This window comes from Bartonella sp. HY406, assembly GCF_025449315.1.
GTDB lineage: Bacteria > Pseudomonadota > Alphaproteobacteria > Rhizobiales > Rhizobiaceae > HY038.
Map to the genome: position 1 here is coordinate 1 of NZ_CP104895.1, position 24,866 is coordinate 24,866.

Here is a 24,866-nt window from a genome sequence, read left to right on the forward strand (position 1 = left end):
TAAGTTTGATTGAGTGGGTTCCGGCTAGTTCTTGATGATCATTAGTTTTTAATGGTTAAAAACTTATCCACAGGGTACTGGTGTTAAATATTGAGTTAAATATAGTGTTAAGGGGAATCTTAGTTTTGTTAAGTTTTTGTTTTTAATGAAGAAAAAGGCGTTTTATTTTGCGGTATGGTACCTAATACCACGAACTTTGGTACCTAAAATCTTGCTATTGGCACCTGATAACACGAATCTTGACAACGGTACCTAAAAACACGAATATAGGCTATGGAACCTGATAACACGAATAGATTCTCTCAGCTTATACCCGATCGTCATCCGCAACATGATTTGTTCATTTGTGATGTGTCTGATGCTGTTTTAAAAGATGTGATGCAACATTTGGAGCATCCCTTTTATTCTCTATCCAAAAAGCCAGAAACCTGTGTGCGCCGTTATGAGCATAATGGCCATTGGTTGGAAATTACGCCAAGTGTTAAAGGCCTTGCGACTATTTATGATAAAGATATCCTGATTTATTGTATTTCGCAGATTATGCATAAGATCAAACAAGGAAAGCCGGTTTCACAGCGCGTTCGGATTAATAGTCGTGATTTATTGATGTTTACCAATCGTGGTACATCGGGGCGTGATTATATGGCACTGATTGAAGCCCTTGATCGGCTTGAAGGCACCCGCATTCGCACGAATATTGTAACAGGTGACGAAGAACAGATTGATGGTTTTGGTTTGATTGATGCTTCCTCTATTCGGCGTAAACACGGTCTTGATGGCCGTTTATTATGGTGTGAAGTTAAATTATCCGATTGGGTTTTTAGTGCAATTGAAGCACAAGAAGTTTTAACCCTGCACCGCGATTATTTCCGGTTGCGAAAACCACTTGAGCGGCGTGTTTATGAAATTGCCCGTAAGCATTGCGGCCAACAAGATAGCTGGAAAATAAGTCTTGCTTTATTGTTAAAGAAAACGGGTTCGCAAAGTTCAGAAAAGCGGTTTCGTCAAATGATCCGCAATCTTGCCCAACATGATCATTTGCCAGATTATCATGTTGCTTTTGAAGCTGAGCATGACATGGTAATGTTTAAAAACCGTGGCACGATGAAAATCACCCATCATGTTGAAAATCGACCAATATGGACTGGGCAACTTAGTAGTGCTGTCTATGTTGATGCACGCGAAGCGGCACCTGGTTGGGATATTTATATGTTAGAAGATGAGTGGCGGGCTTGGCTTGCAGAAAATGAGATTACGCCCAATTATCCAGAAAAGCATTTTCTAAAATTTTGTTCAAGTTGGTTTTCAAAAAGAGGAAAGCCGGCTTAAGCCCCCCTGCTCTAGGGTCAGGACCTAACGCTTGATCTTATCATTGCTAAAAATATTCTTTTCTGCTATGTAAGTATATATAATTATATATAATACAGGTGATTTATGCCCCGCACAACAATTATGACCGTTCGCCTTGGCGAAACATTAAGTGATTATGTATCCTCACAAGTTGGCGGTCATGGGTGCTATGATAATATAAGTGAATATGTACGTGATCTTATTCGTAAAGATAAGGCACAGCATGAAGCCCAAACCTTTGATCGCTTAAAAAGTGAATTACAATTGGCTTTTGCAGCTCCCGATGAAAGTTATTGTGCACTTTCAGCTGATGATATCATAAAGCGTAATCGCACGTAAGATGGCTCATTATCTCATTCAGGAAGCGGCAAGCTATCGTCTTGACGAGATTTACCGCTACAGCCAACATGTTTGGGGCGACACACAGGCAGAGGCTTATATTCGTGGTCTTTTTGATGCCTTTGATAAAATAGCCAATCAAACTCTTATATCGCGGGTTATTCCTGCAGAATTTGGTGTCAATGGCTATTTTTGCCGCTATCAGCATCATTATATCTATTGGAAACGACTTTCTTCAGGCGATGTTGGTATTGTGACCATCTTACATGAAAAGATGCATCAAAGTGAGCGGATACGAGAACTTTTTGATACGCCTTAGAGTGTGTTGTTTGATTGATTGTTGAAACAATAAAGCGCTTTTTTATTTTTTAATTTGTCGCACATCCAGCCCAAAAATTGAAACAACTTTTGGCAAAAATGCTTTTTAAAAAAAGCCCCCTGCCCTATTTGGCTTTATATTCTTTTTCTAGCAAGGCAACAGCTTTTTCCAATGTTTCACCAAGTCCCCATTCTTGACTATCGGCAATGGCACAAAAGGCTGAAATGGTTTCTGGTCGCGCTTTAAGATTGAACTGGGCATTGCGTCCAGTACGGCGGCGGCGAGGCAAAGCCACCTCTTCTTTTATGATTGGCGCTGCTTTTTTAGGTTCACGGCTTTTAAAGCCTGCAGCTTTTGCAGCTTGACTTGCTATTTCACTGGCTAGCTGTTTGGTATCTTCTTCTTGACCATTTGATGAAATATCTTTCGCCTTATCCGCTTTCTTTTCTTTAGGCGCCCATTCATCAAGATTGAAATCATCCAAACTATCAGCAAAGCCAAGACTTGCTCTTTGTTTTGTCATTTATGCCCCCTGCCCGCTTTCATTGACTTGCTTTAATTTAGCTATAACTTCACCAGTGAATTCTTGCGCATTGATACGGGCTTTTTCAATATTATTAACTTGCTCATTGGTTAAGGCAGATAAAAGCCCACCATAATCAAAAATATCACGATAGGCAGCGCGTTCGACAATTGAAGTTTGAAAAACATCAATGCCGGCTTGATTGAGTTGATCGCGTACATTTTTAAACGAACGGGATATAACAGCTGCACTTGTGCGCGTGAATAAGATACTATGGGGAATGGGTCTTCGCGCGAGACGCTCTTGATTGCGAATGAGCTTAATGGTTTTAGCCGCCCCTCTTGCATCCATAGAAGCGCCTTGAGCTGGAATAATCACTAAATCTGACATACCAATAGCATTAGCTACCATCAAGCTAGCCGTGCCTTCCAAATCGACAATAACAAATTGCGCTTTCTCTGCCGCCTCTTCTATGGCATCAACAATGCTATCTTCGCTCACATCAGCAATAATGGTAATATTATCGGGCTTGCCATCCAACTTACCCCATTGGGAAATCCACCGTTCAGGATCTGCATCAATGATGGTGACTTTTGCTCCTCGGCTAGCAAGTTCGCTGGCAAGAAGCAGCGCAGATGTCGTTTTTCCTGCCCCGCCCTTTGGATTTGCAAATGATATGGTTGGCATAATCATTCCCTTTTTTAATAATATTGACGCATAACTACATCATAGTAGCTAACAAATAGCTAACTGATATTAAAAAAGTATCAAAATCCTATCAATATATTATCAATAAGATATCTGATAGCTATCTAGTAGCTACTAAATAGCTATCAGATATCTTATTGGTCTTTACAAGATATTTGGTAAATATGTTTAGTCATGACAGTTAGAAGCAAAGCATAAGTTAGCACGAATTGATAATGATCCAATTGCTATCCATCATTTTATCATCACATAAATATAATCTTAGCCGTTAGCCAGTTTACTGTATTTGACACTTCTTCAAAGCGTCTGAGATCAACCTACCCAATTCCCCATCATCGGTAGTAAATGCGTGTGAATAATTTACGTCTCGATACGTCGTTTCAAATTTAACTGTTTTAGCTGTTTGTAAATATCCTATAAATTGACGAAATTTTTGGGCTTCAACGACTTTATCAGTAAACACGGCATATACCGTTTGGCTTCCTGGGTTTAATTCAATGGGTATGATCAAACTATTCATCTCGTCAAAAGTAACCTTTATATCTGTGGTACCACTTTTAAAACCGCCAAACTCCCATATTCTATACATAAACCGTCCACTATCACCAGGTGTACAATCAAAATAAATATCGGAACCACCAAAACCATCTACACCTTCTAAAACATTGACATTTTGAACAACATATACTGTTTTCTTAAATTCGTCATTATAGCGCGAATAAGTTTGGTAAAATTCTATTTCAAGATCATCGGCAGCAGCCAAGAAGGGCAGGTATGTAAATGCAAAGACAGCAGTTGCTATAATTTTAGCTATCATAATTCTTTCAACTTTTCTTTTTACGCTGATGCTTACTTAACAAGTTATATAACTTTTAAAAGCGACTGGCGAATAGTTTCACAATATATTTTAATTGAATTCCATAATTGATATCTAGTAGCTACTAGATAGCTATCAGATATCTTATTGATAATATATTGATAGGATTTTGATACTTTTTTAATATCAGTTAGCTATTTGTTAGCTACTATGATGTAGTTATGCGTCAATATTATTAAAAAAGGGAATGATTATGCCAACCATATCATTTGCAAATCCAAAGGGCGGGGCAGGAAAAACGACATCTGCGCTGCTTCTTGCCAGCGAACTTGCTAGCCGAGGAGCAAAAGTCACCATCATTGATGCAGATCCTGAACGGTGGATTTCCCAATGGGGTAAGTTGGATGGCAAGCCCGATAATATTACCATTATTGCTGATGTGAGCGAAGATAGCATTGTTGATGCCATAGAAGAGGCGGCAGAGAAAGCGCAATTTGTTATTGTCGATTTGGAAGGCACGGCTAGCTTGATGGTAGCTAATGCTATTGGTATGTCAGATTTAGTGATTATTCCAGCTCAAGGCGCTTCTATGGATGCAAGAGGGGCGGCTAAAACCATTAAGCTCATTCGCAATCAAGAGCGTCTCGCGCGAAGACCCATTCCCCATAGTATCTTATTCACGCGCACAAGTGCAGCTGTTATATCCCGTTCGTTTAAAAATGTACGCGATCAACTCAATCAAGCCGGCATTGATGTTTTTCAAACTTCAATTGTCGAACGCGCTGCCTATCGTGATATTTTTGATTATGGTGGGCTTTTATCTGCCTTAACCAATGAGCAAGTTAATAATATTGAAAAAGCCCGTATCAATGCGCAAGAATTCACTGGTGAAGTTATAGCTAAATTAAAGCAAGTCAATGAAAGCGGGCAGGGGGCATAAATGACAAAACAAAGAGCAAGTCTTGGCTTTGCTGATAGTTTGGATGATTTCAATCTTGATGAATGGGCGCCTAAAGAAAAGAAAGCGGATAAGGCGAAAGATATTTCATCAAATGGTCAAGAAGAAGATACCAAACAGCTAGCCAGTGAAATAGCAAGTCAAGCTGCAAAAGCTGCAGGCTTTAAAAGCCGTGAACCTAAAAAAGCAGCGCCAATCATAAAAGAAGAGGTGGCTTTGCCTCGCCGCCGCCGTACTGGACGCAATGCCCAGTTCAATCTTAAAGCGCGACCAGAAACCATTTCAGCCTTTTGTGCCATTGCCGATAGTCAAGAATGGGGACTTGGTGAAACATTGGAAAAAGCTGTTGCCTTGCTAGAAAAAGAATATAAAGCCAAATAGGGCAGGGGGCTTTTTTTAAAAAGCATTTTTGCCAAAAGTTGTTTCAATTTTTGGGCTGGATGTGCGACAAATTAAAAAATAAAAAAGCGCTTTATTGTTTCAACAATCAATCAAACAACACACTCTAAGGCGTATCAAAAAGTTCTCGTATCCGCTCACTTTGATGCATCTTTTCATGTAAGATGGTCACAATACCAACATCGCCTGAAGAAAGTCGTTTCCAATAGATATAATGATGCTGATAGCGGCAAAAATAGCCATTGACACCAAATTCTGCAGGAATAACCCGCGATATAAGAGTTTGATTGGCTATTTTATCAAAGGCATCAAAAAGACCACGAATATAAGCCTCTGCCTGTGTGTCGCCCCAAACATGTTGGCTGTAGCGGTAAATCTCGTCAAGACGATAGCTTGCCGCTTCCTGAATGAGATAATGAGCCATCTTACGTGCGATTACGCTTTATGATATCATCAGCTGAAAGTGCACAATAACTTTCATCGGGAGCTGCAAAAGCCAATTGTAATTCACTTTTTAAGCGATCAAAGGTTTGGGCTTCATGCTGTGCCTTATCTTTACGAATAAGATCACGTACATATTCACTTATATTATCATAGCACCCATGACCGCCAACTTGTGAGGATACATAATCACTTAATGTTTCGCCAAGGCGAACGGTCATAATTGTTGTGCGGGGCATAAATCACCTGTATTATATATAATTATATATACTTACATAGCAGAAAAGAATATTTTTAGCAATGATAAGATCAAGCGTTAGGTCCTGACCCTAGAGCAGGGGGGCTTAAGCCGGCTTTCCTCTTTTTGAAAACCAACTTGAACAAAATTTTAGAAAATGCTTTTCTGGATAATTGGGCGTAATCTCATTTTCTGCAAGCCAAGCCCGCCACTCATCTTCTAACATATAAATATCCCAACCAGGTGCCGCTTCGCGTGCATCAACATAGACAGCACTACTAAGTTGCCCAGTCCATATTGGTCGATTTTCAACATGATGGGTGATTTTCATCGTGCCACGGTTTTTAAACATTACCATGTCATGCTCAGCTTCAAAAGCAACATGATAATCTGGCAAATGATCATGTTGGGCAAGATTGCGGATCATTTGACGAAACCGCTTTTCTGAACTTTGCGAACCCGTTTTCTTTAACAATAAAGCAAGACTTATTTTCCAGCTATCTTGTTGGCCGCAATGCTTACGGGCAATTTCATAAACACGCCGCTCAAGTGGTTTTCGCAACCGGAAATAATCGCGGTGCAGGGTTAAAACTTCTTGTGCTTCAATTGCACTAAAAACCCAATCGGATAATTTAACTTCACACCATAATAAACGGCCATCAAGACCGTGTTTACGCCGAATAGAGGAAGCATCAATCAAACCAAAACCATCAATCTGTTCTTCGTCACCTGTTACAATATTCGTGCGAATGCGGGTGCCTTCAAGCCGATCAAGGGCTTCAATCAGTGCCATATAATCACGCCCCGATGTACCACGATTGGTAAACATCAATAAATCACGACTATTAATCCGAACGCGCTGTGAAACCGGCTTTCCTTGTTTGATCTTATGCATAATCTGCGAAATACAATAAATCAGGATATCTTTATCATAAATAGTCGCAAGGCCTTTAACACTTGGCGTAATTTCCAACCAATGGCCATTATGCTCATAACGGCGCACACAGGTTTCTGGCTTTTTGGATAGAGAATAAAAGGGATGCTCCAAATGTTGCATCACATCTTTTAAAACAGCATCAGACACATCACAAATGAACAAATCATGTTGCGGATGACGATCGGGTATAAGCTGAGAGAATCTATTCGTGTTATCAGGTTCCATAGCCTATATTCGTGTTTTTAGGTACCGTTGTCAAGATTCGTGTTATCAGGTGCCAATAGCAAGATTTTAGGTACCAAAGTTCGTGGTATTAGGTACCATACCGCAAAATAAAACGCCTTTTTCTTCATTAAAAACAAAAACTTAACAAAACTAAGATTCCCCTTAACACTATATTTAACTCAATATTTAACACCAGTACCCTGTGGATAAGTTTTTAACCATTAAAAACTAATGATCATCAAGAACTAGCCGGAACCCACCGATAAAGGGTAGGAACTGAAACGCCAAGATTTTTTGCTACATCTTTTGGTGGAATACCACTAGCTAAAAGGCTTTTGGCAGATTTGAGCTTACTATTGGTCATTTTGCGCGGACGACCACCAACACGACCCATTTGTCTTGCTGTCGCTAAACCTGCCCGTGTGCGCTCAATAATCAATTCTCGTTCCATTTGTGCCAAACTTGCCATAACATGGAAAAAGAACCGACCAGAAGCACTACCCGTATCAATCGAATCCGTTAGACTTTTAAAATTAACACCTTGTTTTTGTAACTCACCAACAAGATCAACCAAATGCTTCACTGAGCGGCCTAAGCGATCAAGCTTCCATACAACAAGCGTATCACCTTCACGCAACATCTCCATAGCTTTGGTTAAACCTGGTCGCTCCGATTTGCTTCCACTCATTTTATCTTCATAAATTCGCTCGCAGCCTGCTTTCAACAAAGCCTCTTGTTGTAATTCTAAATTTTGATCTTGTGTTGATACCCGGGCATAACCAATCAGCATGCTCTCTTTTCCTTCAAAGCCAAATTAACATTCTTAAAACTCAATTAAACTTACTAAAAAGAGAATAATATTTCAAGAATGGTTTTCAAGAATAAAAACTGCTAAACCATCCGCATAAAAGCTAATTAAATTAATTTTTCTCAAAAACGCTGATTTATCATAAGCAAAATTTAACTTTGCGCCGTCAGCATATTGCGTTGCGATAATGCGATCTGCTTTATCATAGCTATAATTTTGAACAAGTCCGGCAAAGTCTATTTCTTTAATGACGCGGCCAGCCGCATCACGTTCAAAAAGCCATTTTTGCCCTAACTGATTGCTTAGGATTGATCTTACTCATGGCGCAAAAATATCACGCCATTATTCAAATGCAAAGTTATTCTGGCAATGCCCTTATTTAATTATTGCCCATTCCCAATTACTGGAAAGAACATCTTTTTTTGTAACATGAAACTTGGGGTCTTGATTATCACCGAACCAAATGCCGTTAGATACTTTATCATTGGCTGTAAATTCAAAACCACATTTTAAACATTTAAAATTTGACTCGTTTACAACTTCTTTTATATTGTCGGGGTTAAAGAAAAAACTTCCCCCATCATATTCATATAGATATATTGTTTTGCATTTAGGGCATTTAAAAAAATAAAAATCACAGCAATAGAGTACTTCGCCTATTTTTTTCTCTAATTCTTCATAGTTAAAGTTAATATCATTATTGAACATTTAAAAATCCTTTTTGGCCTTGTCGCAAAGTTTAAATTTGATGCATTTACGCCCTTGAACGCCTAGTTTTTAGGTATTGTTAACTTGTCTGATTACAAATATATCGTGTAGCAATTGTTTTTTCTTTAATTTTCATACACCTTGTGACCCAAATGCTTTTAAAAACCAAAGCATCACTTCGTAGCCACTTATCGTTCGCTTAGCTGTCCTGAATGATTAAAAGCCATCACTGCGCGACATTGGTCTTTTAAGCCGAGAATGATCGCTTTCAATGCCTTATTGTAATATCTTGGTCGCATAATGGATGTGCTTTTTAAAAACACATTATCTCCAGTTAATGACTGCAAGGCACTAGGAAAAGCCTTTGCTTTATCTGTTCCAATCTTGCCAAAGGGGATTAAACTGCAAAGAGCCTATCATCTTTGAACGCTTTGCGGAAAAAGCGCATAGTAGCACCTTTATCCCTCGATGATTTTGTCAAAAAATCAATGGAAACGCCGTGTTTATCATGAGCTAAGATAGAGATATTTCCGCAAATTTAATCCTAGGCCTTTAACCTTGATGTAGGTCTCATCAATGCGAACAGAACCGTAATGGGGATATACTCATTAGAAAAATAGAAAAATTATTAAAAGACAATAAAAATAATAGCCTTTATGTATTGCCTAATAATTCAGTTTTTTCACGATTAGAATTTTATAGTTTTTGCGAAAATTTTTCAAAAAACTTAGAAATATTCTCTAAAAACATCGATATAAGTGTATTTAACAATCTTAAAAAAGGATTTTGGCGTGCAACGAATAATGAAGATGAATTCTTAAGTACAATTAAAAGTAAAAAATTTATTGGCGGAGGCGTAAGTGATTTTATTACAGATACATTTTTTTATAAGTTATTTGATAAAACACTTAGCAAATCTGACACAATATGTAGTTGTCTCTATGACGCATTATATTCTCTAACAGCGTCGAAAAATATTACCATATTTTTGATGCAAGAAATGATTGATTACCAAGTTGATTTTACGCCTTATTATAAGATATGGCAAAGTAGCGGTGATATCTGGTATTCTGCTAACGGTTGGTATGTTTTAGAAGGCAATATCATTAATTAACCGTTAGTTATAATGATTAAAAACTTAGTTTCAATGCAGCGACCTTTAATCGCCGCGACGATCATATTGGCCAACACCATTTAGAACATCATCAAGCCACATATCTAACCAGTCTGCAAAACTTGTATTTGCACCTTCATTTAATGGATATATACCACTTCGCCTCATGCGATCATCGCGCCAAATATCGCCACGCCGCATTCCATTGACAATTAGTAGTGCAATTTCTCCACATCCAAAAATACCAATTGGTATAGAACCGCTAATTTTTTTTATAGCCCAATAATTATCAAATACATCGTTGGGCAATCTATCGTCATATTTTAAAACACTATTATCATTCCAAGCACTCTCAAATGGAAAGTTTGCAGCCAGATCAATCTCAGACGATTCACCATCATCAATTATTCGCGGATCTTTTACACCATTTAAATCAAGTGCGATCATTTCCATGCTTGGTCCTAAACCACCATTGGCGATATTTGTAAGATAAAATATATAATCTTCTGGCAATTCGACACTAAATTTTTTTTGAAAAAATATAATATCTTTTTCTGACAAAACGGGATTTAACGTGCGCGGTGTGCCAACTATATCAGGCACAAGCTTGCGTGAATTAACTTCTTCAAATTTTGCTTTTACAATTTCCATATCAGCCATATTTAACACTCCTTATTATTGGCAACACCTAAGGAATTTTCCAGTATTACCCCATATATACGTAGTTTTAAGTCCTGTATTTTTATCATAAATCTATACTCAATATTCATACCATATTTGGTGGAGAAGTATTTAATTCCTTGTGAATAATATTTGCAAGCTGCTAGTTCTGCTCTGTATGCTTGAAGCATTACTATTTTAATCTCCTAAGGTATCATTTTTCAAAGTACTTGCAGATAATTGTTCAAGTGTATAGTTATTGACGAGATATTATAATATTTTTGCTTCACTATCACCTGCATGCTCAAAGCCATTAAATGAATTGTTTCCTGAGCCTGGTGTATTTTTCCAAATGATTGGTATTGATAGCATTCTGCACAAGAGAACGCCAATATAATGGTTAGCACTAATGAAGATAGCGTTGAACAGGTGACAAAAGAGCTTCAAACTTTAAGTGTCAAGGCTAAGGTGGTCATTTGTGATGTTGTGGACAAGGAAAGTGCGCGTACGCTTTTTGATGTTGCTGAAAAAGAATTTGGTGCGTCAATGTTTCAATTCACAATACCGGTGTCATTACCATTGCTAAAGTAGAAGATATGAGCGATCAAGAATGGGCTAAGGTGATGGCAGTAAAGAGCATTTTGCTTATGATTATATAATCGATATTGCCTATTTCAACGTGGAAAAGATGATATCAAACGTTAAAATGCCCTATTGCAGCAGATATACCGATGGTTGATTTTATCAATGATTGGGTATAAAACTTGAAGATTATAATCAGGTATATTATTGAAATCATCAATAGGTAGCGGCATGGAAATTATCGAAACTGCCGGATTAACGATCATGTTTGACACAATGAATGTCAAGCGCGACTATAAATGGCGCTCGCTTATGGATGAAGGTATTTGGCTGGGGGTCGTGGTTGAAGGATTGGTTGAGGTGGACCACACTGAATTTGGCAATCATATTTGGCAAAAAGGCCAAATGACCATATTTAAAAGCGAAGAACCTTCAGAAAGTTGTCATCGCTCGCTAGCTGATGGTGCTTTAAGTGCGGTATTTTTGCACTTTGACCCTTTAAAAGCACAAGTACAATTTGGCGAACAAACCGTTTCCAGTATAATGAATGCGGTTGGCAAAATGCAACATACTGCTTCCCATATAGTCAATACAATCTCGAGCCAAATATTGCTTTGCCCCCTTAAAGGGCAATCGCGCCAGCTTTATATGACAGGCAAGGCGCTTGAATTAATGGCTTATTTATTACCAGAAGCTGGTGATAATATGGATAAGCAAACCAAATGGTCACTGCGGGATATAGAATGTTTTCATGCTGCCAAAGCAATTTTATTGGCAGATCTTGCCAATCCACCAACGGTTATAGAGTTAGCACGCATGGTTGGCACCAATGCCCGCAAACTTGGTGCGGGATTTAGTGATATTTTTGGCATGCCAGTTTATAGCTATGTCAAGGCGCGCCGTTTAGAAGAAGCGCGTCAACTTTTAGAGGCAGGCGAAACCTCTATTTCACGCGTTGCCCATGATATGGGATATAACCCTGCCCATTTTACCACCGAATTTCGCAAAAAATTTGGCTTTTCACCATCGCAAATTAATCGGTCTTGATGGCTGAGATAACCGCGTTAATCTAGGGTCAGGACGCGGTTTCAAATTTGGCTAAAAATATCTTTGATAGAAAGACAAAGAAAAATGGACACCCCATACAAAGATATTGATCTACCAAATTGCGATAGTATTATAATGGTGGATGACATTGTCGCTCGCCACGAAAACTGCGATCCATCCGTTGATTTTTCAAATAGTGGTGATTTTGAGGGACGTTATCGCGGCAAGTTACTAACTCCTAATATTCAATATTTTGATTGCGACCTTACCACAACAAAACCTTTCCAAGCAGCAATGGATCTTAAGCCAGGTTTATTTATCGGCCAAACCATTAAGGGTAATTGGGTCAGCTATGCCGAAGACCAGCCGATAATCATGGACAATACCAATGAGCTTACCCTATGTGGTTGCGGTAAAATATGTCAGCATCATGAAAGACAGGAAATTGGTCAGCATGTTAAAATGACTTCATTTTATATTAATGCGGATTTCTTTGAACAAATAGCCAAGGATGAACCTATACCCGATGAATTACTTAAACTCATTGCTGGCAATGCGCCATGCTTAAGCAATTTGCCGCTAACCAAAACCATGCAAACAATTCTTGAGCAAATTTATGCCTCACCTTTAAATGGCTATGTTACGCAAATAGAGATCACCGGACTTGCACTTGCCCTCATTGCAGAATGTATTACAGCTCTAAGTGCCCAGCCAATAAAAAGCAATTTTAACCGCCGCCATCATGAACTTGCTTATGAGGTTAAATTCTATCTTGATGAGCATCTTAATCAACGGCACTTAATTGGCGATATTGCGAACCGTTTTGCCACCAATGAAAGCACATTAAGGCGGGCTTTTAAATCAACCTTTGGTGTATCTATTACCACTTATTTGCGCGGCAAATTATTGGAAATGGCCCGTATGCAAGTGCGTTTAAACCAATTGCATATTGCAGAAATTGCCTATCAATGTGGCTTTTCTGATCCAGCAAATTTTACCAATGCCTATCGCAATTATTTTGGCCATGCACCAACAGTTGATCGATTTAAATAGAGCTATCATCTTAAAAATCTATAAGCATGAGACTGCTTAAATATAAAGTTGATCGAATAACACAAGAATTATCCCGAAATCCACAAGCCGACTTTCTATATCCATTGAAGTAAAGATGTTACTCAACAAAGATATTAAAAAATCGCAAGCGGTTTCATCCTTTGGAGGACGGGGATTATCGTGTTTCAATCAATTGCAAAATCAATTGCGCCCACAGATGCGCCTACAAATGCGCCTTATGGGCAACGACGTTTGCGCTATTTATGCTATGGCGCATTTTATATTGTTACCGCCATTCCCATGTCTTATATATTTTATCTTTTGCCAGCATTGCTGCGCGAAGCTGGACATTCTGCCGCTTCTATAAGCCTGCTTTCACTAGTTTATTTACCCTATGCTTTGCGCGTTTTTTGGGCGCCCCTTATTGATAGCTATGCAAAAGGCGCACCTAATGCTTATCGCCATATTATTTTGCTAACTGCGTTCATTGCAACATTTACTTTATTGGCATTTTTATGGGTTGATCCGAGTGCTAATTTTGCGCTTTTAATGGTGCTTTCAAGTTTGCTTTTTATCATTTTGGCCACAGGCACCATTGCACTTGATGGCTTTGCGGTTATTACCGAAGATGAACAAGGCTATCGCTATGCCAGTATTTGGCAAGTAATCGGCTTTACCATCGGTGGTATTATTTTAGGGTTGATTGCCTTTTTCGCCAATGGTCAAAGCTGGTTTATCATTCTTAGCGCAATTATTATTTGCACGGCGCTTGCAACCGGCTTTTTATTTTTAGTAATCCCAGCAAGGCCGGCATTAGCAATAGAGCTGAATAGCCCTAAAGACGCAAAAAGCCACGGAGAAACCCAGTCTTTTTTGGAATTTTTAGCCTTTTTGCGCCATAAAACCATTTGGCATTTTATCCTCATTGCGCTTTTTGCTAAAATGGGCTTAGGCTTAGTCACAGCCTATCTTCCAATTATGCAAGTAGATTTTGGCGTTTCTGCTGGCCTTGCTGGATTTTTTGGCGCATTTGGCAGCAATGCTTTGGGGCTGGGTGCTGCCCTTATCAGCGGCCATATATTATTGCGCTATAATGGCTTAAAGCTTATCGGGTGGATGAGCCTTGCCACCGCAATCATATTTTTAGGAACAGCAATCTGTGTCAATCAATGGCAAAATGCGCCTTTTGCTATTTTTATATCTCTTATTTATATGGCGCTTGGCTATGCCTTTATAGCCCCTTTAAAGGCACTATCATTATGGTTAAGCCAGCAAATCGGCGATAGCCATACCGCCGCTAGCCGTGTGTCTATGCTTGCTTCAATTGATCTTACTCTTTCGCTATTAACCGCATCAATGGCTGGTAGCATTGTTACCTTTATCGGCCTATCGGCATTTTTTGGTTTGGCTTTTTTATTAAGCCTTATTGCCATGGTGCTGGTTTTTCTTAATCCGGCCAAAAATCTCGCAGCCCTCTATTCTTGTTTAACCCGTTCCCTTTAGCCATGAAAGGTTTTCCATGTCTTTAACGAAGTCTTTAACGATGTCTTTATCCTTGAAAAATCTTATAACCTATAAAATGGCTGGACGATTATTATTAGCAAGTTGTTTGGTGTCCCCTGCCCTTCCACTTATATCGGCGAAGGCTCAAGATGGGGGACAAATTCAAGATGGGGCGCAAAGCCAACATCAACGACAAGATGAAGCAAGCACCACCCTTGAACCAATTATTATTACCGCCCGTAAGCGCGAGGAAAATATAAAAGACGTACCCGCATCAGTCCATGTTGAAACCGCCGAAAGTTTAGAGGAAAAACGCATTATTGATGGCGCATCGGCATTGCGTGATGTTGCAGGAGCAAGTGCTGGTATTTTTGGCGATCGGTCTAATTCATTTGTGGTGATGCGCGGCGTTGGCCCAATCTTAACCCCGCTTAGTCCCGATGACAGCTCGGTCTTAACCTTTGTTGACGGCGCACCGCTACCAATTGGCGCATCTTTTTCTTCCTATCTTGATTTAGCACGGGTTGAGGTTATGAAAGGACCGCAAAACACCCTTTTTGGCCGTAACACCTCCGGCGGTGCCATTAATTTAATTCCAGCAGAACCAAGCCACGAATTTGCCGCGACTATTCGCGGTGAATTTGGTAGCGATGGCATTTATCGCGCTGAAACCATGGTGAATGGCACGATTATTCCTGATGTTTTAGCCGGTCGCATCGCAATTCGTCGAAATGGAGAAAATGGCTTTATTGATAATCTTGTTGGCGACAAACTTGGCAAGGATAGTAGTTTTGTTGGCCGCGGCTCGCTGCTTTTCACCCCCAATGCGGAAAACCGCTGGTTAATTAGTATTCAAGGTGAAAATAGCAAAGTTACCCCCATCACTTATATTGCCTATCATCCTTTTGCACATAAACTTGGTGCACAAAATCTTGGTAAGGATGACAGCAAGATTTATTTAATTAATTCACGGTTTGAGCATGATTTTGAAACGGTAACTTTTACTGCACAAACCAGCTATTCAAAAGTCACTAATTACAATATTTATAACTATCCCGATGCTTTGCTTGCTGCCGATATTAGCGGTTTGTCACCGCAAGATTTTCTTGATCCCAAGACAAATTTTAGTAGCTATGATAAGCGTGACACACGCTTTTCTCAAGAATTTCGCTTAAGCTCCATGCCGCAAGCAAATATAAGCTGGCTTACGGGTTTTGTATTTTATCAAGATAAAGCAATGCGCGATAATAGCAAAGAAAATTGGTATTATGGCCCAAGCGCCACTGGTACGAGTATTTATAATACAACCACAACTGGCCAAGCCATTTTTGGCGAAATGACTTATCCAATAGCTGAAAAACTAAAATTATCGGTTGGTGGACGCGCTACCCATGAAAGCAAGAAATTCGATAGTCAATTCTTTAGTGATGGCTTAAATGGTGCCATTCCCTATTTTGAAGAGCATGGCAAGGAAGATTATAAATTTTTAACTGGACGTGCTGCCTTATCCTATGATTGGACAAAGGATATAATGAGCTATGCTAGCATTTCACGCGGCTATAAAAGCGGCGGCTTTGGCCAAGAAAATGCGTTAAATTGGCAAGGCGTTGCCCGCAAGCCCTATGGCTCATCTAACATTATAACTTATGAGCTAGGTAGCCGCGCTGCTTTGTTAGAAAATCGTCTTGAATTAACCGCAGCTGCATTTTTAAATGATATGCATGACGAACAAATCATGGTATGGGATTATCAAAATGTAAGCGGTTACAATGTCAATATTGACGCGCAAAGTGCGGGCTTTGAGCTTGATGGTAAATATTTGCTTGGCAAATATTTTATTTTAAGCGGCGGTGTTGCTTATACAACCAGTAAATTGCGCAATGTTTCTCAACAAATTTCTGATTTACAAGAAGGAATACGCAGCGGTAATAAGTTGCCAAGTGTGCCATTATGGTCGGGGAAAGCCGCTGTTGAATATAATGTTTTTGGCGAAGATCTTGGGATAAACGGCTTTTTTGCCAATAAGGAATTTAATGCGCGCCTTGGCTATAATTATTTAGGCACTCGCTATACCAATGCGACAAATACCGGCAAACTCAATCCAGCCCATATCGTGTCTGCCCGCTTTGGTTTAGATTGGGGATCAGGCGAATTTTATGTCTTTGGTGATAATCTTTTAAATAAGCAATATTTAAATATTAAAGAATATTTTGGCACCAATACCGATGGCCAATCTATCTTTGGTGTTTCCTATGCCCGTGGCGCAACCTATGGCGCCGGCATTGCAGTGCGGTTTTAAATTGTTGCAGCTATCTTAAAAAAAATTGGGCCAAAGTGCAATTTGGCTCAATTTAACGCGATCCCTAAAATCTTTGACGCGATCCCGAAAGTCCACCTGCTTGTTATCAAAAATAAACTATTTTAAAAAATATTAAACTTGAGGGGAATTATCATGATTAAGAGCCGGTTTAGATTTTTATGGCCAAATAGTTTAATTGCGGCGCTTTCTGCCGTTTTTTTGATAGATGGCGTGGCGGCGCAACCAATCAGCCATGCGCCCATTGCAGAGGATAATAATATGGTCTTAGAACCAATTATTATTACCGCAAGACGACGCGAAGAAAAAATTCAAGATAGTCCTGTGTCGGTAAGCGTTATACAGCAAGATCAATTGGTGCCGGGCCGTGTCTCCAATCTTGAAGATGCAGCCTTTCATGCACCAAATGTCAATTTTAACGACCAAGGTGGGCCACTTACCATACGCGGTGTTGGTTCTCTTGGCATATCAGGCGGTGTTGATCGCTCGCCGGCGATTGGCCTATTTATTGATGACGTCTTTGTCGCACGCCCTTTAGGCTATCCCACTTTGCTAGATGGATTGGAACGGGTGGAAATTATACGTGGTTCGCAATCGGTTTTATATGGCAAAAACACCTTTGGCGGCGCGGTTAATCTTTTAAGCCGTTTGCCGGGAGATAAGCCGGGCGCAGAACTTGATATAACCTATGCCAGCAATCACGAAAAACGCGTTAGAACCGCATTTGAAACACCGATAAAGAACACTGGCCTTGCCATGCGGGTTGATGCCTCATGGAGCTTAAATGATGGCTATATCGTCAATAATTATAATCATCACCATGTTAGTGATGTGGATTACTTTACTGGTCGCATTGTGGTTGCAGGAGAGATTAGCGATGCAACACGCATAAAAATTATTGGTGATTTTTCGCAAGATAAAAGTGATGGTGGCCTTTGGTATGCGCCGGTTGACTTCGCGTTAAGACATAAAGCCGACCATGATTTTACCCCTGAAAATAATGTTAAATCCGGTGGATTTTCTGCCCGAATTGATCATGATTTTGATGCCTTTGAATTGACTTCAATCACCGCCATGCGCGGTCATAATTTTTCGCAATATCTTGATGGTGATTTTACCCCATCGCCATCAATTATCCAAGCGCAGGTGGAAAAGCAACGCCAATTTAGCCAAGAAATCCGTTTGACATCGAAAAATAATGAGCGATTGCGTTGGATGGGTGGCTTATTTTATATGCATGAAAAATTTGAAGGCACGCAGTTTTTTGATTTTGCCTATTTACCGCGTAATCTGTTAAGCCGCGATGTTTTTGAACAAGCAAATGATACCTATTCGGCCTTTGGTGAAGTGGGCTATTTTATTGTGCCAAAGCTTGAATTATCAGCCGGTGGTCGTTTAACCTATGATCGTAAAGATACAACATCTAAAATTTCAACGCCAAGCGGTACCTATATGTTTGGTAATCCGGGTTTTGCCGCCGATGATGTTTCCTTTACCAATTTTTCACCAGAGATAAGCGCGTCTTGGCATTTTTCACCCGGCAATATTGCTTATGCAAAAATAAGCCGTGGCTATAAAGCTGGTGGCATAAGCCCCTATATTGAAGCCGATGGTCGCGCTAATAGTTATGATCCTGAAACCACAATGAGCTATGAAATTGGTGCCAAAACCACCATGCTGGATGGACGTTTAACCCTATCGGCCGCAACCTTTTATATTGATTGGAAAAACCAGCAAGCGGTTATTTATACAACGCCATTTACCCGTGTTTATCGCAATGCTGCTGCTGCAACCTCGAAAGGCTTTGAAATAGAGGGTACATTTGCAATAAATGATGAAATATCGCTAAGCGGCGGTTATGGTTATACAGATGCAAAATATGATGATTTCATTGATGAAATTTTAAAGCAAACCTATAGCGGCAATCCCTTGCCTTTTGCTCCCAAACACAGTTTTAACACTAGTTTAAATTGGCAGCACGAATTGCATAATAATTGGCTTATCCATGCTGGGGTCGATTATAGCTATCGCAGCTCTTATTCCTTTACTGCCAATAATGAATTTAGGCAAAAGCCAACCAATATTATAGACGCCCATATTGGCATTGAAAAAGATTGGTGGCGTGCAATTCTTTGGGGCAAAAACCTAAGCGATGAAACCTATCTTAAAAACTATTTCAACTATGCTGGCACCGATATGGGGGTTGCCGCTTTAGGGCGTAGCTTTGGCTTCACTTTAGCGGCTAAGTGGTAAATAAAATGATGAAAGAAGGCGCAAATAATACTATCAACCAAGATAAAACAGTTAAGAGCAAAACGGGGGAAAATAACCTTTTGCTCATGACGCTTATTGGTGCTTTATATTTTTCGCAAGGCCTGCCAATGGGATTAGCAATGGAAGCATTGCCGGTCATCATGCGCCAAAATGGTGTTTCGCTTGAATTATTGGCCTTTGTACCTTTGGCAGGATTACCTTGGGTGTTAAAAATATTTTGGGCACCTTTGGTTGATAATCATTGGAGTGCACGGCTTGGACGGCGGCGTAGCTGGCTATTAGCTATGCAAGCAATTTTGATCCTATCGATGATCATCTTAGCCTTTATTCCTATAACAAATGATAATGCTATTTTGATGATGATACTCATGGCGGTTGGCATGAATGCCAGTGCAACCCAAGATACCGCCACCGATGGGCTTGCAGCTGAGCGGCTTCGTGCTGGTGCCTTAAGCCGTGCCAATGCATTGCAAATTGGCGGCATGATGGCAGGTTTCATGGTTGGAAGCGGCGGTACTTTGTTATTTATTGATAGCCTTGGCCAACAAACCCTATTGTTTTTATTAACATTATTTCCAATTTTTGCCTTTGTCCTTGCGCTTATTTGGGGCGAACATTCCGTAGAACCTTTCTTATCACCTGCGGATCATGTGGTTTACAAAGCCCGCCTAAAAGACTGCTTTGCCCGCCGTGGCATCTGGTCTTTATTATTGCTTGCCTTTCTTTATGGCGGTGCTCATGCCGGCGGGGTCAGTGTTACCAAATTATTTCTTGTTGATCTTGGTTGGACAAGTCGCGACACTGGAATTGTTACCACCATGGGTGGGCTTGTTATAATTTTTATTGGTAGCCCAATAGGTAGTAAACTTGCCAACTATCGCTTATGGTTTGGGCTTAGCAGCGGCGTATTTGTTGTTATGCTGGGGCTAGCTTTCTGGGGTTTACTTGCACTTGGCACAGTAAGCGTTAATTGGGGAAGTGTTATTTGCGCAACCTTTTTACTCAATATTGGCAGCGGTATTATTGCCGTTTGTGCATCCACTCTTAACATGGCTTTTGGCGGCTCTGGCAAACAAGCTGGTACCGATGTCACCTTGTTGCAAAGTGTCAATGTCGTTGGCGAAATGATGTTGGCTGGCATGGTTATCAGCCTTGCAGCAATGCTGGGCTATGGCATGATGTTCCTGCTAGTTGCAGCGGGTTGTTTATTTATTTTGCTTGCCGCACGCTTAGTTAAAGCAAGGCTTTCACCAGCCGCCCTTGCACCTTTAAAAACCGGCAATTCTTAAGAGGATAGTGTATTTAAAATGGCAGAAGTGATAAAAGCAACAAAACGACAAACGGATAAAAAACCAGATTATCTCGCAAGTTTAAAACTCATCATTCGCTATAGCCAAAACTCGCGGGTTAAGATAGTTTCATCAGTGCTGCTTGCGTGTTTAGCCGTTGCCTGCGAATTAGTGCCGGTTTGGCTGGTCTATCAACTTGTAAGCGCGGCAATTGCTGGCACTGCTTCCTTAAGCACTTTTGTGCTTTATGCGTTTTTTGCTCTTATCAGCGTTATCATTAGTTTTCTATCACTTGGCTTTTCGATTAGTTTTTCCCATATTGCTGCTTATGACATCATCTACCAATTGCGAAGCAGTCTTGCCCGCCATATTGCCCGTGTACCACTTGGCATTTTTGCTAATCGCCGCAGTGGCGACGCAAAAAAACTAATGATTGATGATCCTGAAACTTTGGAAAAAATTGCCGCCCATGGTTTGCCAGAAGGCATCAGCGCCTTGGTAACTTTCATTGCCGTTTCCATTTGGCTTTTTATTGTTGATTGGCGCATGGCGATTGCCACTATTATCATCACGCCTTTATCTTTTGTACTGCTTACCATGGCGATGATGCGCGGCGGCCGCTTGGCTGGTGCCTATCAAGCTGCAAGCGCCCGCATGAATGCGTCAATGGTTGAATATTTAGCCGCGATGCCTGTGGTTAAAATTTTCAACCGCAGCGGAGAGAGTTTTTCTCAAACAGCAAAGGCAGTGCAGGATTATACCGATATTGAGCTTGCCTCGGCTAAGTTATATTTGCCGCTTGGCAGCACATTTTATTCGCTGGTTCTTGCCAATATAACGGTTATTTTACCCGTCGGCGTTATTTTGCTATATTATAACACTATTGATTTACCAACACTGCTATTTTTCTTAATTTTAGGCGGTAATTACGGCCAATCATTGCTTAAATTATTTAACCAATTTCACACCCTTGCCCATATCAGCATGGGGTCTATGTTAATTGGCGACTTGTTCAATACAGCCGAGCAAAAGGACAGCGGCGCGGTTATTGACTTAAAAAATAGCGATATATGTTTTGATGATGTTTGCTTTAGCTATCAAGGTCGTGAGGTTTTACATCATATAAGTTTCACCGCAAAAACCGGCAGTGTTACCGCGCTTGTTGGCCCATCAGGTTCTGGTAAAAGCACGATGGCAAGCCTTATTGCCCGCTTCTATGACGTTGATAGCGGCAAAATAACCATATCCGGTGTTGATGTGCGTGATATTGGTTTGCAACAATTAATGGATAATGTCGCTTTTGTCTTTCAAGATAGTTTTCTTTTTTCCGATACGATTGAAGCCAATATTCGTTGTGGCAATAAGACTGCCAGCCAAGCCGATATTGAAAACGCAGCTCAAAGCGCCCAAGCCCATGAATTTATTTTGGCCTTGCCACAAGGCTATAATACCCATTTAGGCCAATTGGGGCGGCGTCTATCGGGCGGCGAAAGGCAACGCATTGCCATTACCCGCGCTATTTTAAAAAATGCCCCAATTATTATTCTTGATGAAGCAACCGCTTTTGCCGACCCTGATAATGAAGCCGCTTTACAGCAAGCGCTTGGCGCTTTAATTGCCAACCGCACCCTTATTATGATTGCCCATCGCCTCAGCACCATTATTGCTGCCGATACAATATTGGTTGTTGACCACGGGCAAATTGTCGCCAAAGGCAATCATCAAAGCCTTGTTGATGAAGGTGGCATTTATGCACAATTATGGCAAGACTATAATTATAGCCAAGATCAAAAGGAAAAAGGTGGGCAAAATGATTAATCAAAGCACAAATAATCAACCACGCTCAGACGTGCAGAGCCTAAAAAGACTTTGGCAATTGGCAGGCCCGCTTAAAGGCAAGGTGCTAAGGGGTATTTTTTTTCGCTTTGCGCAATCCTTGGCGCTTGGTTTTGCTTTTGGGGTTATGATTTGGGTGGTAACAAGCCTCATTGATGGCCGTCCTTTAACGGCTGTTTGGATTGGGCAAATTATTGCTTTGATGATTGTGTCGCTTATCGGCCAAATGCTATTTGGCTATTTAAGCGCTGCCAATAGTTGGTCGGCTAGTTACGCATTAGCGAGCCAGTTGCGTATGACCCTTCTTGATCATTTACGTAAATTGCCAATGGGTTTTCACCTCTCGCGCCATAAGGGCGACACGGTAAACGCGCTTACCAGTGATATGCAAGCCATTGAAGGCTTTTTATCCGATGCTTTGCCGCGTATTGCCCAAGCCTTTGGTATTCCGCTGATGGTGTTGGCATTTTTAGCCTGGCGTGATTTTGCTGTGGCTCTTGCCGCCTTTATATCGATTTTACTATCAGTGCCGATATTTTTATGGTCAAATAAACGGCTTAGCGCTCTTGGTATTAAGCGACAAGATGGCCAAGCAGATGCAGCAGCCCATATGATTGAATATGTGCAAGGAATTAGCGTTATTAAGGCCTATAATCTGGTGGAAACGGGGCAACAACGCTTTTATAATGCCCTAAAAGCCTTTCGTGATATATCGATAAAGCTGGTTTTACAACTAACTGTACCGCTTATCTTATTTGCTGGCGTCCTTAGTCTTGGCATACCGCTTATTATGCTTATGGCTGGCTGGCGCTTTTTTAGTGGCGCCATTGACCTTGCAAGCTTGGTGACTTTTCTCATTTTAATTTTTAGCGCCTATGCGCCATTGCTAGCATTAATCAGTGTTATGGAACAAACGCGCATTGCAGATGCCGCCTTAATCCGTCTTGACCGCATTGCTGCTGCAAAACCGCTTTTAGAACCAACCACCAGCAAAGTGCCAACCGATTATGATGTTGCCTTTCAAAATGTTGGCTTTAGCTACATTGCGGGAAATGAGGTTTTGCAAGATGTGAGCTTTAAGGTAAAAGCTGCAAGCACAACGGCAATTATTGGCGCATCAGGTTCTGGCAAAAGCACAATCCTTAATCTTATTGCGCGTTTTTGGGACGTTAACCAAGGCAGCGTGACCATTGGTGGCATTGATGTGCGCGACATGGATGAAGCAACGCTAAATCAAATGATAACCGTTGTTTTTCAAGATGTTTATCTATTTGCCGGCACTATATATGACAATATTGCTTTTGGCCGCGAAGCGGCAAGCAAGGCTGAAATTGAGGCAGCAAGCAAAGCTGCCAATGCCCATGATTTTATTATAGCTTTACCCAATGGCTATCAAACATTAATTAGTGAAGCTGGCAGCAGCCTATCAGGAGGCGAGCGCCAACGCATTTCAATTGCCCGCGCCATTTTAAAAGATGCGCCGATTGTGCTTTTGGATGAAGCAACAGCAGCAATTGACGCCAGTAATGAACGCGCTATTCAACAAGCATTGGCATTTTTAGTAGCCAACAAAACCTTAATTCTTGTTGCCCATAAATTATCAACAATTCAATCGGCTGATGAAATTTTGGTGCTTAATAAGGGTAAAATTATTGAACAAGGTAGCCATCAAAGCCTATTGGCGAAAGACGGCACTTATAGATTTTTTTGGGAAAGGCGCAAACAAGCTGAAAATTGGCACGTTAGAGTTTGACCTAACTTTACCATTAATAATGTTATAAATTGCGTTTGTTTTCGATTTAAAATGTGAGTAATCGCAAACTAAATCCATTTGACTATTATCAGGCCTGCTAATTTATAGGATTAGATTTTTCTATATTCGTAATTTATTATCCTTCAAGGGCAAAGTGAATGCTATATATAAACTTATTTTCAATTGCTTTATGAGCGCTCGTATTTTGATGCTAGCCTATGTCATCAAGCTATTATCTTTTGCTTATCATGTTGCTGAACGTCCCCTACGCAAACGGGCGAAAAACTTGGTTAGAAGAGAAACATTCAATAAGCAAACTTACGCAATCTCCCATAAAATTGGAGATCGTCGATGATATAAAGTATATTCTAATATAATAAATATTAATATAAAAAATAAGTGTTAATTTACAAAATTAAGTTCTTATATCATAATTTAATTTATTAATATATAATATATTACTAATTATAAATTAAATCAATAATTAAGTATAAAGCTATTTTTATTGTTGACTGAAATGACATTGGCAATGTAATATGTATATATTACTTATTTGTAAATTATACTTCTATTGTAAAAGGGTATTTTGTTATAAATTGCTCCTGACTTAGGTGCAATAATTTAAAAGCGGTATTTATAATTATCTTGGAAAGATAATGTTTAGTAAG

At 40.1% G+C, this 24,866-nt stretch carries 24 protein-coding genes; 15 read left to right on the forward strand and 9 right to left on the reverse strand.

The window, feature by feature from the left end:
* Nucleotides 1–273 precede the first annotated feature (273 nt).
* From N6B01_RS14665 to N6B01_RS14675, 3 genes are all read left to right on the forward strand, one after another.
* Nucleotides 274–1,329: a replication initiator protein A gene (locus tag N6B01_RS14665; protein ID WP_262080949.1), complete on the forward strand. Its 1,056-nt coding sequence runs from the start codon at nt 274–276 to the stop codon at nt 1,327–1,329.
* A gap of 105 nt (nt 1,330–1,434) precedes the next feature.
* Entirely contained in the window at nt 1,435–1,689 is a 255-nt protein-coding gene (locus N6B01_RS14670) for a ribbon-helix-helix domain-containing protein (RefSeq protein WP_262080950.1), read from the forward strand.
* Nucleotide 1,690: 1 nt separating this feature from the next.
* Entirely contained in the window at nt 1,691–2,008 is a 318-nt protein-coding gene (locus N6B01_RS14675; protein WP_262080951.1) for a type II toxin-antitoxin system RelE/ParE family toxin, read from the forward strand.
* 124 nt (nt 2,009–2,132) lie between these two features.
* Here N6B01_RS14675 and N6B01_RS14680 read toward each other — a convergent pair whose 3' ends face one another.
* The 3 genes from N6B01_RS14680 to N6B01_RS14690 all read right to left on the reverse strand — a co-directional run bounded on the left by N6B01_RS14680 (nt 2,133) and on the right by N6B01_RS14690 (nt 4,056).
* Nucleotides 2,133–2,531: a stability/partitioning determinant gene (locus N6B01_RS14680; RefSeq protein WP_262080952.1), complete on the reverse strand. Its 399-nt coding sequence runs from the start codon at nt 2,529–2,531 to the stop codon at nt 2,133–2,135.
* Entirely contained in the window at nt 2,532–3,218 is a 687-nt protein-coding gene (locus N6B01_RS14685; protein ID WP_262080953.1) for a ParA family protein, read from the reverse strand.
* Between the two features lie 298 nt (nt 3,219–3,516).
* Complete coding sequence (locus N6B01_RS14690) at nt 3,517–4,056, reverse strand: hypothetical protein (protein ID WP_262080954.1); 540 nt, start codon at nt 4,054–4,056, stop codon at nt 3,517–3,519.
* Between the two features lie 253 nt (nt 4,057–4,309).
* Between N6B01_RS14690 and N6B01_RS14695 the strand changes: the two genes are divergently transcribed.
* Nucleotides 4,310–4,996: a ParA family protein gene (locus tag N6B01_RS14695; protein ID WP_262080953.1), complete on the forward strand. Its 687-nt coding sequence runs from the start codon at nt 4,310–4,312 to the stop codon at nt 4,994–4,996.
* The gene (locus tag N6B01_RS14700) at nt 4,997–5,395 is read left to right on the forward strand and encodes a stability/partitioning determinant (protein ID WP_262080952.1); all 399 of its coding nucleotides are present in this window, start codon (nt 4,997–4,999) and stop codon (nt 5,393–5,395) included. It abuts the gene before it with no gap.
* Between the two features lie 124 nt (nt 5,396–5,519).
* On the opposite strand, the gene N6B01_RS14705 is transcribed toward N6B01_RS14700, so the two are convergent.
* From N6B01_RS14705 to N6B01_RS14725, 5 genes are all read right to left on the reverse strand, one after another.
* Nucleotides 5,520–5,837: a type II toxin-antitoxin system RelE/ParE family toxin gene (locus N6B01_RS14705; protein ID WP_262080951.1), complete on the reverse strand. Its 318-nt coding sequence runs from the start codon at nt 5,835–5,837 to the stop codon at nt 5,520–5,522.
* Between the two features lies 1 nt (nt 5,838).
* Nucleotides 5,839–6,093, reverse strand: coding sequence for a ribbon-helix-helix domain-containing protein (locus N6B01_RS14710; protein WP_262080950.1), 255 nt, complete (start codon nt 6,091–6,093; stop codon nt 5,839–5,841).
* A gap of 105 nt (nt 6,094–6,198) precedes the next feature.
* The gene (locus tag N6B01_RS14715) at nt 6,199–7,254 is read right to left on the reverse strand and encodes a replication initiator protein A (protein WP_262080949.1); all 1,056 of its coding nucleotides are present in this window, start codon (nt 7,252–7,254) and stop codon (nt 6,199–6,201) included.
* A 238-nt stretch (nt 7,255–7,492) separates the two neighbouring features.
* Nucleotides 7,493–8,044 (reverse strand): recombinase family protein, encoded by a 552-nt coding sequence (locus tag N6B01_RS14720; RefSeq protein WP_262080955.1) that lies wholly within the window; start codon nt 8,042–8,044, stop codon nt 7,493–7,495.
* 393 nt (nt 8,045–8,437) lie between these two features.
* Nucleotides 8,438–8,770 carry a hypothetical protein gene (locus N6B01_RS14725; RefSeq protein WP_262080956.1) on the reverse strand — a complete coding sequence of 111 codons (333 nt, stop codon included), beginning with the start codon at nt 8,768–8,770 and terminating at the stop codon, nt 8,438–8,440.
* Nucleotides 8,771–9,431: 661 nt separating this feature from the next.
* Between N6B01_RS14725 and N6B01_RS14730 the strand changes: the two genes are divergently transcribed.
* Nucleotides 9,432–9,884 (forward strand): hypothetical protein, encoded by a 453-nt coding sequence (locus tag N6B01_RS14730; protein WP_262080958.1) that lies wholly within the window; start codon nt 9,432–9,434, stop codon nt 9,882–9,884.
* A 45-nt stretch (nt 9,885–9,929) separates the two neighbouring features.
* Here N6B01_RS14730 and N6B01_RS14735 read toward each other — a convergent pair whose 3' ends face one another.
* The gene (locus N6B01_RS14735; RefSeq protein WP_262080959.1) at nt 9,930–10,544 is read right to left on the reverse strand and encodes an SMI1/KNR4 family protein; all 615 of its coding nucleotides are present in this window, start codon (nt 10,542–10,544) and stop codon (nt 9,930–9,932) included.
* 396 nt (nt 10,545–10,940) lie between these two features.
* Here N6B01_RS14735 and N6B01_RS14740 point away from each other — a divergent pair, with 396 nt between their 5' ends.
* The 9 genes from N6B01_RS14740 to N6B01_RS14780 all read left to right on the forward strand — a co-directional run bounded on the left by N6B01_RS14740 (nt 10,941) and on the right by N6B01_RS14780 (nt 24,198).
* Entirely contained in the window at nt 10,941–11,135 is a 195-nt protein-coding gene (locus tag N6B01_RS14740; RefSeq protein WP_262080960.1) for a hypothetical protein, read from the forward strand.
* A 198-nt stretch (nt 11,136–11,333) separates the two neighbouring features.
* Nucleotides 11,334–12,173, forward strand: coding sequence for a helix-turn-helix domain-containing protein (locus N6B01_RS14745; RefSeq protein WP_262080961.1), 840 nt, complete (start codon nt 11,334–11,336; stop codon nt 12,171–12,173).
* A gap of 84 nt (nt 12,174–12,257) precedes the next feature.
* Nucleotides 12,258–13,226, forward strand: a complete 969-nt coding sequence (locus N6B01_RS14750; protein ID WP_262080962.1) for an AraC family transcriptional regulator — start codon at nt 12,258–12,260, stop codon at nt 13,224–13,226.
* A gap of 180 nt (nt 13,227–13,406) precedes the next feature.
* Nucleotides 13,407–14,729, forward strand: coding sequence for an MFS transporter (locus N6B01_RS14755; protein WP_262080963.1), 1,323 nt, complete (start codon nt 13,407–13,409; stop codon nt 14,727–14,729).
* A 16-nt stretch (nt 14,730–14,745) separates the two neighbouring features.
* Nucleotides 14,746–17,028 carry a TonB-dependent receptor gene (locus N6B01_RS14760; protein ID WP_262080964.1) on the forward strand — a complete coding sequence of 761 codons (2,283 nt, stop codon included), beginning with the start codon at nt 14,746–14,748 and terminating at the stop codon, nt 17,026–17,028.
* Between the two features lie 153 nt (nt 17,029–17,181).
* Nucleotides 17,182–19,299, forward strand: coding sequence for a TonB-dependent receptor (locus N6B01_RS14765; protein ID WP_262080966.1), 2,118 nt, complete (start codon nt 17,182–17,184; stop codon nt 19,297–19,299).
* Nucleotides 19,300–19,304: 5 nt separating this feature from the next.
* The gene (locus N6B01_RS14770) at nt 19,305–20,609 is read left to right on the forward strand and encodes an MFS transporter (RefSeq protein ID WP_262080967.1); all 1,305 of its coding nucleotides are present in this window, start codon (nt 19,305–19,307) and stop codon (nt 20,607–20,609) included.
* A gap of 18 nt (nt 20,610–20,627) precedes the next feature.
* The gene (locus N6B01_RS14775; RefSeq protein WP_262080968.1) at nt 20,628–22,427 is read left to right on the forward strand and encodes an ABC transporter ATP-binding protein; all 1,800 of its coding nucleotides are present in this window, start codon (nt 20,628–20,630) and stop codon (nt 22,425–22,427) included.
* Nucleotides 22,420–24,198 (forward strand): ABC transporter ATP-binding protein, encoded by a 1,779-nt coding sequence (locus N6B01_RS14780; protein WP_262080969.1) that lies wholly within the window; start codon nt 22,420–22,422, stop codon nt 24,196–24,198. The genes N6B01_RS14775 and N6B01_RS14780 overlap by 8 nt, the downstream gene beginning before the upstream one ends.
* The last annotated feature ends 668 nt before the right edge of the window (nt 24,199–24,866 follow it).